General features: G+C 41.4%; 10 protein-coding genes. 1 reads left to right on the top strand and 9 read right to left on the bottom strand.

From position 1 onward, the window contains the following. Position 1: 1 nt before the first annotated feature. The 8 genes from HQM11_07020 to HQM11_06985 form a co-directional block, all read right to left on the bottom strand. Complete coding sequence (locus HQM11_07020; protein MBF0350766.1) at positions 2-2,218, bottom strand: PAS domain-containing protein; 2,217 nt, start codon at positions 2,216-2,218, stop codon at positions 2-4. Positions 2,219-2,233: 15 nt separating this feature from the next. Beyond that, entirely contained in the window at positions 2,234-2,668 is a 435-nt protein-coding gene (gene ccmE / locus HQM11_07015) for a cytochrome c maturation protein CcmE (protein MBF0350765.1), read from the bottom strand. Between the two features lie 166 nt (positions 2,669-2,834). Then, positions 2,835-3,557 carry a cytochrome c biogenesis protein CcsA gene (ccsA, locus tag HQM11_07010; GenBank protein MBF0350764.1) on the bottom strand — a complete coding sequence of 241 codons (723 nt, stop codon included), beginning with the start codon at positions 3,555-3,557 and terminating at the stop codon, positions 2,835-2,837. A gap of 47 nt (positions 3,558-3,604) precedes the next feature. Then, complete coding sequence (locus HQM11_07005) at positions 3,605-6,904, bottom strand: hypothetical protein (GenBank protein MBF0350763.1); 3,300 nt, start codon at positions 6,902-6,904, stop codon at positions 3,605-3,607. Beyond that, complete coding sequence (locus tag HQM11_07000; protein ID MBF0350762.1) at positions 6,901-8,865, bottom strand: HAMP domain-containing protein; 1,965 nt, start codon at positions 8,863-8,865, stop codon at positions 6,901-6,903. Before HQM11_07000 ends, HQM11_07005 begins: the two co-directional genes overlap by 4 nt. Positions 8,866-8,867: 2 nt before the next feature. Continuing rightward, positions 8,868-10,412, bottom strand: coding sequence for a hypothetical protein (locus HQM11_06995; protein MBF0350761.1), 1,545 nt, complete (start codon positions 10,410-10,412; stop codon positions 8,868-8,870). 35 nt (positions 10,413-10,447) lie between these two features. Continuing rightward, entirely contained in the window at positions 10,448-11,695 is a 1,248-nt protein-coding gene (locus HQM11_06990; protein MBF0350760.1) for a TerB family tellurite resistance protein, read from the bottom strand. A gap of 85 nt (positions 11,696-11,780) precedes the next feature. Continuing rightward, the gene (locus HQM11_06985) at positions 11,781-12,197 is read right to left on the bottom strand and encodes a GNAT family N-acetyltransferase (GenBank protein ID MBF0350759.1); all 417 of its coding nucleotides are present in this window, start codon (positions 12,195-12,197) and stop codon (positions 11,781-11,783) included. Between the two features lie 89 nt (positions 12,198-12,286). Between HQM11_06985 and HQM11_06980 the strand changes: the two genes are divergently transcribed. Next, positions 12,287-12,949 (top strand): hypothetical protein, encoded by a 663-nt coding sequence (locus tag HQM11_06980; GenBank protein MBF0350758.1) that lies wholly within the window; start codon positions 12,287-12,289, stop codon positions 12,947-12,949. A 10-nt stretch (positions 12,950-12,959) separates the two neighbouring features. Here HQM11_06980 and HQM11_06975 read toward each other — a convergent pair whose 3' ends face one another. Then, positions 12,960-14,621, bottom strand: coding sequence for an aldehyde dehydrogenase family protein (locus tag HQM11_06975; GenBank protein MBF0350757.1), 1,662 nt, complete (start codon positions 14,619-14,621; stop codon positions 12,960-12,962). Positions 14,622-14,806: the final 185 nt, after the last annotated feature.

The raw sequence follows: 14,806 nt of genomic DNA, 5'->3' as shown, positions 1-14,806 counted from the left end.
CTTACACAGCAGGTAGTTCAATTGAAAAGCAGGCTCCTCCATTTTTCGGTTTTTTGTGGCGAATAAATCCCTGATGATCCGAGATAATTTGACTCGCAATGGTTAACCCCAAACCTGTCCCATGTTTTTTTGTGGTCGCATAGGGTTCAAATAAACGATTAAGGATGGCAGGATCAATTCCGGGACCAGAGTCAATCACATCAATGCGAACGATTTTAAACACAGCATCATATTCTGTCTGTATCAGAATTTCACCACTCTTATCAATAGCGGCAATCGCATTGTCAATGAGATTAATAAACACACGTTTGATCTGTTCACGGTCCACGGAAAATCTGGGAAGCTTGGGTGAAAGTCTGGTTTTTAAAACAATTTCCGGTGGAATCGCATGATACAATTGGACTGTTTCCTCAATAATGTCATTGAGATTGTCTTGTTGAGGATTAGATTCAGGCAATCGTGCGAATTTTGAAAACTCACTGACCATTTTTTTAAGCTGTTCTACTTCCCGAATAATAGTTTTCGTTGATTTATCCAGCGTATCTCCATCCTCAATCAATCGGCTGTATTTATGCCGGATTCTTTCTGCAGAAAGCTGAATGGGGGTTAAAGGATTTTTGATTTCATGAGCAATTCTGCGTGCGACTTCACGCCATGCTCGTGCCCGCTGCAAGCGTTGTATTTCCGTAATATTTTCAAACACAGCAATCATCCCTTCGGTATTACCTTCCGGATTTTTTAAAATCAACGCGGTCATAGAAACATGAACCGGCACTCCGCTTTTGGTCATACTCAAATTTCTTGATATGGTGAAATCTGTTTGTTGCTGAATCTGGTGGAACATTTCATCCAGAGGTTCCAGAGCATCCGTGGATAATAAATCCCTATAATGGATATTGTGATAATCTTTCATTTTAACTTCCAGCAACGACAATGCCGCCCGGTTCAACCCATTAACCCTTCCTTCCATATCAACAGACATCACTCCGGTTTTTATATTTTCCAGCACCAGTTCCACAAACCGTGTGTGTTCTTCAAGAATTATATGGCTTTTTCTAAGATTTTCCGTGGTCTGAGCTAACGCCAACTGATTTTCGAGCAATTGATTACTCATGGAGTTGAACGAATCAATCAATAACTCAAAATCACGATCAAGCATCATGGTTGATTTCTCGACCTGATATCCCAACGCCCCCTCAGCAACCTGCTGGGTCGCGATCGCAAGTTTTTCAATGGGATTCACAAACCCCCGCGCCAGATAGAAAGCAAGCCAGATTGCCACAAAAATGATAAACAAGGTCATGAACAGAAAGATGATGACATAGTATTGTTTGACCAATTGTTCCGACTCAAAAATCACCTTGGAATTCTGTTCCTGTTCAGCAATTTCATTGATGGCCAATGTCACACTTTTGGTGGCCGGCAGAAATATTTCCAGTATCCAACGCTGTTCCCTGACTTTCATATTTCTTAAATGACGATAAATAAACCGATCCTCCAATTCTTCTACCAGCCAGGCAACCGGCGCTATATCAATTTGTTCCCATTCTGTCGATGACAAAGGTTTCCAGTATTTCTGGGAATCTGTATTGCGCAATGCCTGATACATCATTTCATGATTCTGATTATAAAGAATAATCCCTTCCCCCATTTCCTTGGTAAGAATATGATCCAGTGAAGAGGGATATTCCAGAAGTTCAGGATGACGCTGAAGGTTCGCTTCAACCACCCACCCTTGTAAATCCATGATGTTTTTCAGATTTCGATGATAAGCATCCGCAACTTTCTGAGCATTATGTATGACGGATTTATGCTGACCAGTGAGCCAGTTTTCCAGTGTTGAGGCGATAAAACCACTGGCGAACAAATGGAAAATTGTTGCTGGAAATGAGAGGAGGAGAAATGAAATGATCAGTTTTGTTTTTAAATTAACGCCAATAGCATGCTTGTGACGTTCATAGGCCAGTTTCAGAATGTTTTTGAGAATGAGATAAAATACCAGAACCAACAACACCAGATTGATGTTGAGAGCTACAAAAATGCTCAATTTGGAATTGATATTTTCCCATTCTGAAAATCCCTGTTGGATATCAAAAAAAACAAGAAAAATGATCAAAAACAACAGAACAACTGTTGCTAACAGCCGATTGCGGATTCGGGGATCTGTTTCCAGCAAATCCCCAAGACGCTGTTTGATTTCCCGGATAATGGCAGACATGAGAAGAGACCGGGGTTACTGCATCAAAGATTTGTACATTTCTTGTTTATTTTTATGGTCACCCGCTTCGAGTTTATAATCTTCGCTATGTTTCACCAGTAATTCATCCGCATAAAAAGTATCTCCCTCAAGTTGCCCCTGCACCACAACCCCCTGTCCTTCTTTGAACATATCAGGTTTGACCCCATGATATACTACAGGAATATAATGTTGAGAGTCTTCTGTCATTCTGAATGCCAGTTTAATTTTTCCAGCATCCCAATCGATAGATCCCTTCTCCACCATGGCACCAATTCGAATTGTTTTTTCCTGAAAATCATCTGGCGCGGCCAGAATTTCCTGAGGTGTATAAAAAAAGACCGTCATTTCCTGAAGCCCAACAATGGACAGTGCCACAATCGCGCCGAATACAACTAGTCCGCCAATTAAAAATTTATATTTTGTTTTCATAATTTGTCTCCATTTTCTGATTCAGGGTGCGCCCCCATCTGTTTGTTATATTCACGTAATTTTAATTTCATCACAACGATGTAAATCAAAAAAACTCCACATGTAATTCCGTATGAAGCAAGGACATAATCGAGATTCATTGGCATAAAAACACCTTGGCAATAGTTTATGAATGAAAATGCTGATCCGCAATTTTTTCCTGAAGTTCATGATGGCGTTTTTCCACCTCATACCGCATTAAAAACAGAAATACGTAAAACACTAACGCCGCCAGCATCGAGGCCATGAGTGGCATCAGCAGTTCATTGGGAATAGATGCCGCAGCCTGACCATTTTCTGTTTTAAACAAGGTCGTGGGCTGATGCAATGTTCGCCACCATTTGACAGACTGGTGAACGATAGGAATATCAAGAAATCCCACAATCGCCAGAATTGCAGCAAGTCTTGCTTGCTGTTCGTGGTCTGTCGCAAACATCCGTAGCAGGAAATAACCTGAAAAAATCATAAACAGAATGAGTGTTGTGGTCAGCCTGGCGTCCCATACCCAGTAAGTGCCCCATGTTGGTTTTCCCCAGATGGATCCTGTTACCAGAACCAACCCGCAAAAAATTAATCCGACTTCCGCGGAAGACCGGGCTACCTGATCATAAACAATGTCCCGTTTCCACAAATAAGCAATACTGCAGGCAAAGGCCACAAAAAAAGCCAGATATGTGACCAGAACTGAAGGCAAATGCAAATACATTATTTTCTGAATAAATCCCATTTCCGATTCAATGGGCGCCACAAAAATCCAGATCCCGCATCCAGCCAGAGACAGATATGAGATCCATTCCAGAATAGTTAATCGTTTCATATTACTTTCTCTAAAGAAATTAACAAAACACATGAAAGGGATGGACAATAATACAAGTATTTACAAAACTGAAGCCTGTATTAAAACGATGTTTCATAATCCAGTTCAAGCAGATAGCCCTTCTTGCCGTCGATACCCGCGATATTGTTGATATCAGGAGCATAGGAATACCTGACAATCAGGTCTACAGGAAAACGATAACCATATTTGCTCCTCAGCTTAAGCTCAAAACCAGTCCCACGACGGGTGGCCACCCCCTGGTCATCACGTAATAAAAATGATTCATCCCCAATATAAATGTCTGTGGCGGTATACCCCCCACTAAATACCGCATAATCATAAAACAATGCGGTATGCACCTGTTCCGAATAAAAAGGGATCAAACCTATTCCTCTGAAAACACTCCCTAACGGCATACGCCATTCTATGGTCTGGCTGATATATTGACGAGCGGTTTCCAGATCATATTTGTAACCACGAACTGGAATGTTGACTCTGGTCATGAATTCCGCAGATAGCTCGCTTCCATTCAATCCAACCCCCCCATTCAAATTCCAATGGAACACATTCCTGGGCCAGGGCGATGAAAAAAAGTGGCCATAACTGGTTGTCAGCAATTGATACTCATTAGACACCAGTTGTTCTTTTGCATGGAGGAGACTGGCAAGGGTTTCTGCCCGTCTAGGTGTGAGCTGATCGTAGCTGAATCCCGGATCTGTATTTTCCATGTACAGTACCGCCGCATCAAAATCTTCCCCGGCCAATGTTTTTATTTCAGGATTATCACCTAAAGACGTGGGATAATGCGTATAACCAACCGAAAAATAGCTTCCGGATTCCTCACTGATTGACGTGGGAAAATGAGACACTGTAGAATAGGAGGAAAACAAATTGAATCCTTGATGATTGCCGGTAAAGGTCCGACGCTTGAAATAATCTCCGACACTTCGGTAAGGATTTTGTGCTGTAGCCAATTTTTCGGTAGCGCGTTTATTGGCTTCAGTCAGAAACCCGCTGTCTTCATATGGAGTTTCTGTGGTATTGAGGTAATTAAACCCCAAAGACCAGTCATCCAGCTTGAAGGAAATACCTACAACATGTTCCTGCAGCAATTCCCACCCCTGTCTCAAATTAGGAATTTTGGAATATCGTTGCGGAAGCAATGAAGATGAAAAACTCAGATTTGGATACCAGTGGTCTGTATAATAGGAAAACCGGTAATAAGGTTGCCCCTCTCCATACGTTACCGCACCGTAATACCCTTGTTCTTCCAGCGCATCAACCCCGGCTGTGATCAAACCCCAGGCGTAACCTCCCGGAGCATCTTCAGCATAAATAAACCAGAACTGCGGAAACATGCTCTGCCACGGAGAATAAGGCTCCTGTGGTTCTGTCACAGATTGGGTGACAGAACCATCCCGCACCACAGCCAATTCCGGTTGGTGCTTCCAGACAGGCGTGATTTGTGGCAAAGGTTCTGAACGTGTTTGCCCCGCTTTCCATTCAATAAACGCCAGTTCCAGTCCTTCTCCATAAAAATTCTGAAAATAAAGTCTTTCCTTTCGCCTTGAAATCACAGGTTCCAACGCTCCACCAAGAACATGAGTGATGGGTAGCATGACCTCTGACTCCAGACTGTAACGATAGATATTGCTGACTCCAGTGTGATCAGAACTAAACAGAATGGCATTGTCCCCAGGTTCCCAGACTGGATTAGATTGGAGGTGTCCCTGAGAGATAATCTTGATTTCCTGACGGGATTCCATGTCAATAATGGGCAGAAAAGTATCCCCTTTGCGATCAGACAGGGAATACACCAGTCTTTTTCCCTGATGATCCCATTTGGGTTGACTCACACGAGAATATTGATGCTTGGTCAAGACATCCAGACGCATTGCCTTAAATGGTGGTTTATCACCAGAATCAGGGATTTCCGTCAATTCATACAGAACCAGATTTTGATGCCCTTTCCCGCTTTCAACACCAATCAGAAATTTGCCGTCAGGTGACACATCCACATCCCCAATTCTGGCATTTGTGGTCAGTTGATGTGTTTTTGCGGTTTTAAAGTCATAAACGAAAAGCTCCTGAAATGAATATATTCCTTCTGGAGACAGGGCGGTATAAAATAAATATTTTTCAGAAGGATGCCAACTGAGTGAAAGTGCATCCTGATTGGTTAAAGTTTCAAATTCTTCAACAGGAATTCCCTGAGATGTCGTATAAATCCATCGGTCATCCTGAGTTGCTGCCGGAGCCAGTTCCCTGAAATAACCCCCGGTCAATGGATATTCCCGCCACAGTTTTAAATGTTTCTGTCCTTTGACATCAATCAGGACAAAGGCCATTTTTCGTTCATCTGGAGACAGCGCAAAATTTCGTTGTAAAAAACCATGCGTCTGGATTCCCTGAAACTGGGTCAAAGACTGAGTTTCAAGAATCGCCAACCGTTTCTCATGCTCTGTCCTGGTGTATTCCAGAAAACGTTCATAAGCCGCTACCAGATAGGCTCCTGATTCATCTTCCAGCATATGTATTCCCATGTATGGAGGCCATTCAGCCAGAAGATGATTGAGTTTCCCAACATATTCAGGAGATCTTTCACTGATCAGATAATCAAGGAAATAGGCTCCATAAATATATCTGGACGCATGTTGTCCTGGAAATCCCAAACGATAAAAATCAAGTTGGTCCAGGCTGATCAAATCATTCAATTTCGTTCCCATCCTGAACAGCATTTCTGACTTAGGACTAATCCCCCGTCCTGAGTGAGTCAGTTCTGTTTCAAGATATACAGCCAATCCTTCTGTCAACCAGGGAGGAGCAAAGTTATTTGGACTGTTCAGATGGAGAAACCCCGTTGCCGCTAAAGGATTGAACGCAATCCCCGGTCGACCAAACCAGTCTCTCACTACTTTGGAATATCCCGCCACTGTGTCCAGATTCAGAATGTGGACATATTCATGTAAAATCAGGATACGCAGCCAATCACTGCTCTCATATTCAGCAATGGCACTGTTGATTGTTGGCGGATAAGGATAAATTCGTAAAATGGGATAAGGGAGATTGCGTGCGTTGCCATCCTGATTATCCAGAATATCGGTAATAATCATGTGTGTTTTTTGCTGGGGTTCCCAATCCAGCAAGGGGGCGAGAATTTCATGAGATTCTTCAGCATACACAGTGCAAAGGCGTGCCAGTTCTTCGATATCATCATGATAATGGACGAAAAAGTGTCTGGTTTCGATTGTGTGCCATTCAAGTTCAGCCAGTTTACCCTTAGCTGAGCCTTCTTCTTCCGCCCAAATCAATCCGGGAATCATGCCATGAAGAACGCTCCATATCCCTAATATCCACACAAAACGATAAATTGTAGTCATTTTGTTTTCATACTAATGACACCATCCCAATCTCCGGGAGGGGGATGATGGAAAAATTCCCGGCAACGATCCAAATACATTTGGCTCACTACATCTTCCGGGAAAAGGTTGAAACATTTCTGAAATAAATCGAGAGCTTCTTGCCACTGCCGAGAGTAATACAATGCTTGTCCCTGTTCGAGAAAATTCTGAATACCCAGTTTTTTTTCAAGAACTGGAGGAGAATCATTATCAAATACTTCATACACAGTAATCGGTTCTTTTTTACCTTTCACTCTAACCTTGTCAACAGCTCGAATCTGAAAACAGTGGGTGTTTGGAAGCTGTTTGAATGTATTTTCCGAAATCAGCAACGACCCTCCATAATTTTTGGTCAACCCTTCCATGCGGGATGCCAGATTGACGGTATCTCCCAGCACAGTTGAATCCATCCTGCTTGAGGTTCCAACCGTTCCAATCACCACAGGTCCAGTGTTAATTCCAATCCCGATTTCTACGGGTGAATGATTTTCATTTCTGAATTTCTGCAACGCTGTTTGCATAATCAACGCGGTAGTCACCGCATTTTGCGCTCCGCTGTAATCTTCTGCTTCCCCTTCAAAAACAGCCATCACCGCGTCTCCAATAAACTTGTCAATAAAACCATATTGTTCAATGGCTTTTCCGACCTGCCGAAACAAAAGATTGAGAAAATCCAGCAACTGCTGTGGAGACATGGATTCTGAAATTGTCGTAAAACCACGGATATCTGAAAACAGGACAGAGACTGTTTCCTGTTGGGCATTTCCCAACTTCACATTTTCGATGCCATCATGTGCGATATGTCTTAGAAACTGAGTTGGCACAAACAATTGAAATGTTTGTAACATCTTGTCCACAAGATCCTGGATGGTTCTCAATTCATCCTGCATCCATTGAGCGGCCTGTGTTAGCTCACCAATCTCATCTCTGGAACTCACTTTAATGGTCTGGTCCAGATCCCCTTCAGCAATCCGGTGCATGGCTTCCATCAAACGTTGCAAAGGTTTGGTCATGCCGTATGCAACAAAAGTTCCAAGGATCACACACCCCAAAACAGTGGCCAATGCCACAAAAACCAGTACATTCAGAATCTGTTCCGTTGTGGATTCGATCAAATCTCTCTGCATCAAGGCAATCATTTGTCCCTGGGCAATGGAACGCGGATCATAAATCGGCGCAAACAGAACCATATAGGAATGATCAAACAATGATATTTGTTCAATTTGCCCCGGTAAATCGCCCGATATATTTTGGGAAATTTCAACAGGTAGTTCTTCCATACGTCGACCTTCTGGAGTGATCACGCTGGTTGCTAATTTAGACTGGCTGTTGGCAATCAAAGCCAAATGATAGGGAGATTCAGCCCTGATTCGATCTATCCAGTCATAATTCATGGGGAAACTCACCACACAAACCCCCAGAACCTTAATCGTGATAATATCCACAATCGGAACTGTCACCCGAATGGACAAACCTTGTGTCAATTGTTTGATTTCAGCAGATATTTGATACTTCAGAGCTGCTTGTAAAACAGGGTCTTTCTGATCGGTCAAATAGGGCGTCAATTCATCACTGTCCTTGTTCAGCCATCGGTTAACCGCAACACGGTTCCCCTCCCGATCAAATATTTCAAGCAACGCATATATCTCCATTTCAGATTGTTTGTTCAACCATGAAACCAGTGTTTCCGCATCATGATGCAAAAGATATTCACGTAGTTGATGATGAGTCGCTAATAAATCTGCAAATCTTTCTGCTTTTTCCAGATCCTGTCGAATATGATTCTGCACGCTTTCAAGAAGGCCCTGGCCTGTTTCATTCAACTGTTTGTTGACCTGCAACGTGACCTGACGAATGCTCACCCATGTCACCACGAATGCCGCCAACAACGATACCGCAACAGCAAGGATAATGATTTTATATTTGATGGACCAACGCATGATTATTTCTCAATCCAGATTTTTTCGAGCTTTACCCTCCCGGTCACAGTAACACTGACATCCTGAACAGAATGGTGATACAGATAAATATTCTGTGGAACAAGTATCGGAATCCATGGAATTTCTTCAACCAGTATTTCCTGAATTTTATAATATAGCTGTTGACGTTTTTCCATGACGGTTTCCCGTTGAGCATTTTCAATCAATTCATCCATAACGGGATTACTGTAATAAGATAAATTTGAAAAACTTCCCGGATACGCATTAATGGAATGAAGCAAGGGATAGACAAAATTGTCAGGATCCGCATGATCTCCAGACCATCCCATCCAGATTAGATCATAATCGCCGGTTTTCATTGCCTGAAGATAGTCTTTTCCTTTTAACGTCTTCACATTCAATTGAACATTCACCTGTGAACATGCCGCTGAAAAACTCTCAAAAAAACGTTCCCATGCTGTATCACGGGTTTGCAACATAACCACTTTCAGTGATAACGGTTCTGTTATGACTTCATTCAGCAACTCTTTAGCTTTTTCAAGATTCTGCACAGGAATATCAACCGCTTTGTAGGCCCAGTTGCTTGGGGGAACAGGTGAATTGGTCGGCAGCGCATTATCTTGCCATAACCAACTCACCAAACCTTTGCGGTTCAAAACATCTTGAAGAGCTCGACGGATTCTAATGTCGTTTAATGGAGGTTTTTGGGTGTGGAAAACTATAAATTTGATCGAATTGGCCGCGGTTTTTTTCATTTTTATTTCAGAATCACCACGAACCCATAATAGTTCACGACTGGTAACCCCTTCTGAAAGGTGAAGATTACCTTGCCTCATACTTAGAAGCATCGTCTTCAAATATTTTGCAGGTTGAATGATGACCCGATCCAGATAAGGACGCCCCTCCCAATGCGCACCGAATGGTTCAAGCACCAAATCACGCTCAGTCCATTCCTTGACATAAAAAGGACCCGTTCCCACAGGATGCAGTCCAAACTCATCTGGATTTTTCATGACAGCATCGGGAGATACGATCCTTGCTGGAGGCATAGTCAGTAGATGCAAAAATGGACTGAACGGTTTGGAAAGTTCAAACTGTATGGTGTATTCATCCAGAACGCTAAGGGATTTTACATGGCTGAAAATGACATCTTTATAAAGAAAATCATCTCGATAATACGGATGATGCTCATCCATCTGTCTCATGAATGAAAATAAGACAGCATTTGCGTTAAGCTTTGTATTGTCATGAAAAACTACTTCATGTCTCAAAAAAAACGTCCAATACAATCCATCTTTTGAGACTTCCCAACGTGTGGCCAAGGAAGGTTCAATAATCGCAGACTCACCCTGATATCGTACTAAACCCTCATAGATATTGCCTGAAATATTATAACTGACATTGTCTTCAATTCTAGGCGGATCAAGTATTTGAACCTTATCTGGCGCCCGGTAAATAAATGTTCCACCATACTGTGGAGTTATCCCCCAGAGATCAGGAATCAGACCCATGATCATGATTGTAAAAACCAGAAATCCCGATTGCAATATTTTCCTGAAAATAGCATCTGAGAACCCACACCTCATATTGCAGCCCTCTCTAAACTCCATTTTTCAGGGGATAATCCTAATTGTTCCATCATAGGTTTGATAACTGCCATTTCCGATGTCGAAAACACCTTTTTTTTCCATAATCCCTTGGGCAATATCCATCGGATCAGACTCAGTAATTGAAGCTTTATAATCACTGACAATGGCTCAGAAAATTCCTGATCCAGTTGTTGTCCAATCACATCCCAATCCGGATTGCCAAACAAAATATTTCGTTTTTCCATCTGTGTTTTCAGTAAATCAGCATGCCAAGCCTGAATATCACTGAAAATCAAATTGGGTAGCACTTTCCGGGATTCAATCATTTTCTTCAAAGACATAGCCATATCTGCTCTGGAATCAGGCATACTATTCCATAAGTATCCCAGCAGTTGTTCAGGCAATTGTTGGCAAGATGCAAATGTCGTTTTCAGGCTGATTTCAGGCTGATTGATTGACCCCATGTGGAGCAGATTATCCAAATACCCACACTCCACAGGATTAAGATCCAAATCAAGGCTGATCACCCACTGACCATCTTCTTTCTTTGCACGTGACACATAAGATATAATGGATATATAGGAAAAAAGACTAATCTGAATCAAAGTACCAACAGATATTTTCTTATTACTTCTAAAGGTCAATTCTGCCAGAGATATATTTTCCAACTCCTGAGTCACGATTTTATTCTGGCAATATATTTGTACATTTTCATTACCTGCTGCATTTAAAATATATTTATTCAATCCAGCCTGAGCCGATACAAGAACAGACGTATATGGCAAAACAGCCATTTTATACTCCGTCAGGGAAAGTCCAATGGATTGCACTGTTCTCAAGATGATGGCACATTCACGCTCCGTCAGAGCTTTGTCACAACCAGCCATTCCCAGCAATGATCTCAACAAGGCATTTCTGGTAGAACGATCACACTCAAACCTGAAAAATTGCTCAAAAAGTTGCTTTTCAGCAAAAGAAGTTCGCCATTGAATTGCTTTGAGTTCAAGTATCAATGAATTAACTTCTTCCTGGCTAATATTTAGAATTTCAGCCAGTTGACTAGCCATATACTGGATTTCTTCGTGCTGAAAACCCTGCTCTTTCCAGGAAATTCTGGCCATAAGACCAAGAGTTGCAATAGCATGAACCAATAATTCAGAAGGGTGATTTAAAAAAAATCGCTGAAATATTGCCCAAACTGGCAATCTGGATATTTGAGAAGAGAATATTTGCTGGTGCATGGAACAATCCTTGAAAATATTTCAGGAATTATTTTTAAATTAGCACAACCTTGCTAAACAGGATAAAGCATTTGATTTTAATGATTTATTTCAGTTCCACCTCAGGAGGTAAGATCCATGCCTGCTCATGTTTGAAGAAACCAATATGAGGATAATAGTTCACGGCTCCGGGAGCTGAGAGCAAAATGATCTTGCATTTAGGCCCAAGTTGTTTTTGAGTCCAGTAAATCAATTGTTTGCCAATTCCTTGTTTTTGACAAGAATGATCTACGGCTAAATCAGAAAGATAACAACAGTAGCTAAAATCGGTGACCGATCTTGCGATCCCTACCAGTTGGCAACCTGACCTTGCTGAAACAATTAAATTTGCGTGTTTCAACATACTTTCGATACAACCTTGATCATCAACAGGCCTTCGTGATGCTAACGTTGACGCATGAAGCAATTTTATAAATTCCTCTGCGCTGACAAAGGCGTTTATTTCATATTGAATATGTTCCATACAATTTCCCTGATAAAAGATCGATGATATTAAAACGCAATTTTCTTATTATTATATTTGTTTTATTTTCCAGTCATATCTCCGCGAGTATGATTGAAGAGATGGTTCAGAACAATCTTAGAAATCAATGGCTGACTGAACTTGGTGATTATTCACTTGCGACAAGAATTCGTGCAATGGATGCATTTTTATTGTTTCCTGAATTCTCATTAGGAGTAATCCGGCAAAAGGTCGACAACGAAACTCTTGACGAAAATATTCGCTGGCGTCTAGCATTTTTTTTGGGAATGTTCGGCTCTGAAAATGATGTTCCTGTTTTGATGAAACGCATGCATCTTAGTGAAACCGATTATGTCAAGAAAATCTGGAAAGGTGCTCTGGAAAGAATTTACTCCAGGTACAGAATACCCGGTGAAAAAGATATTTTTGTTTCTCGGTTCACTTTTAAACCGTCATCACTTCACCCGGAAGTCAATAATTTGAATGGTGAACTCATATATAAGGTTGTAAACCCTGATATTGTTTCGCGCTTTTTTAAAGTTTCCTTCCATGTGTGGAAAAATCAGACACCCCTGAATATCCCTGTTGCTTATTATTGGCTTAAAGGAAAACAGGAAACAGAAGCACTAATCCCTCTCACATTGTCTGCGATTGAAAATGGCGATTCTGTTCGAATTGATCTTGGAATAGTAGAAATGGTAACAGGAACCCGGTTAAGCTACCAAAAAATTTTGGTTCCTGTTTCAAAATAAGAGTTGCTCCCTAATTGTCGTCATCTGAAGGCATTTCATTTATTTCTGAAATAGTTTTTCTCACTCGAAGTCCTGTTCGCTTGAGAACAAAAAACAACTTTTCTTTTACAAGAGGATCTCTGATCAGTTTTGGCATGATCTTCGACAACGAATCTGCACGTTCCTGCAAACTTCCAAAAATCAGTTTTGGTGTATCGATCAAGGCATCAAACGTAATTTTTCGATGTGGAAACCACCATAGATTTGAATTCAGATTTGGAGCAAGATCATAATTAACCACCTTGGGTTTGGTCATTTCTTCTAATCCAAGGTGAGAATGTGTTGAGCCAATACCACTGTTTTTCCAACCTAACCAAGGCAATTCGGGTAGACCATGCGTAAAGACGTGGTCATTTATTGTTGTAATTCCTGTTTCCAGTTTTTTGGCAATAAACTGTCCTCGTTCAGAGTCCATAGTCCAGACACTTGAAGTCAAGCCAAGATCGGAATCATTGGCCAGTGAGATAGCTTCGTCATCCGATTTGAATTTCATACACGCGATCAACGGACCAAATGTTTCCTCCATCATGACAGCCATGGTGTGATTAACATTTTCCAATACCGTAGCAGGATAGAAGTTTCCTTTTGTAGTTTTTACTTTGGTTTGAGCTGTAATAACCGCTCCTTTTTTCAATGCGTCATCAACATGGCGTCGAACCGTCTCTAGTTGTCTTACTGTTGTCATGGAACCGACATCAATATCAAATTTGCCGGTATCAGCACCTTGACGAAGCTGGATAGTTTTTTCTCGAACCAATTTCATAAATTCTTCATAAATGGATTCTTGAACATAAACCCGTTCCACACCTGCACACGTTTGTCCGCTATTCTGAAATCCAGCCCATACAACACCATTAGCGGCTCGTTCAAGATTAGCATCTTCCAGAATAATTGCAGCGTCATTTCCACCGAGTTCAAGAGACACGGGAACCAGATACTCAGAACCTTGTTTCATCAACAGTTTTCCCACCCGGACACTTCCAGTAAAGAATATTTTATTCACCCCATTTTCAAACATCGCTTTTGAAACTTGTGATCCTTCTCCCATCACAAATCGGCACAAGCCTTTGGGCAGTTGTCCCGCATCAATCACTTTCTGAATTTCTTGACCAACCAGCGGAGTGTCTTCTGATGTTTTAAACACAACCCCATTACCAGCCATCAACGCCATGACAATTTCGCTCCAGGGAATAGCAAAAGGATAATTCCATGGTGTAATAATTCCCACCACACCCAAAGGCATTCTTAAAATGTAACTTTGTTTGTTAGCAAAAAGAACGTTTGAGGGAGCAACCCGTTCTTTTTTGAGAAATCTATGGGTCTTTTTTGCATACCAATCTGTCGCAAAAATTGATGGTAAAACTTCTGTCTGAAAACCATCCGAAAGGGTTTTTCCAGTATCTTTAGCAATCACACGCGAAATAGCCTCAGCGTTTTCAATCAAATAATCACGCATCCGCAAAATGTGTTCCTTGCGCTGGTCAAAGCTCATTTCAGCCCAAATTTCCTGAGCTTTTCTGGCATCATTAAAAATTTTGGGAAAAGCATCTAAAGGCGTACATTCCACATCACTATTGAGTTCCCCGGTCGCAGGATTAATTGATGGATAGCTTTTAGGATACAATGGTGCCATTGGTTCCTGTACCACTTTAGTCTCTGGATTGGATGGACTTTTAGTTTTGTTAGTATTTTTTCCTGAATCAGGATTGGTACTTGTTATATTTGTTTTATCTTGGCTCATACTATCCCTTTAAGAAACAGAGGTGATTCAAATTTGGACAGAAAAACTATTCCGAAGAAGAGCAACCCTTTCGATCA

It is taken from the genome of SAR324 cluster bacterium (assembly GCA_015232315.1).
Taxonomy (GTDB): Bacteria; SAR324; SAR324; order SAR324; family NAC60-12; genus JADFZZ01.
The sequence above is the reverse complement of the archived record's forward strand: the minus strand, read 5'-3'. Positions and strand labels throughout refer to the sequence as shown.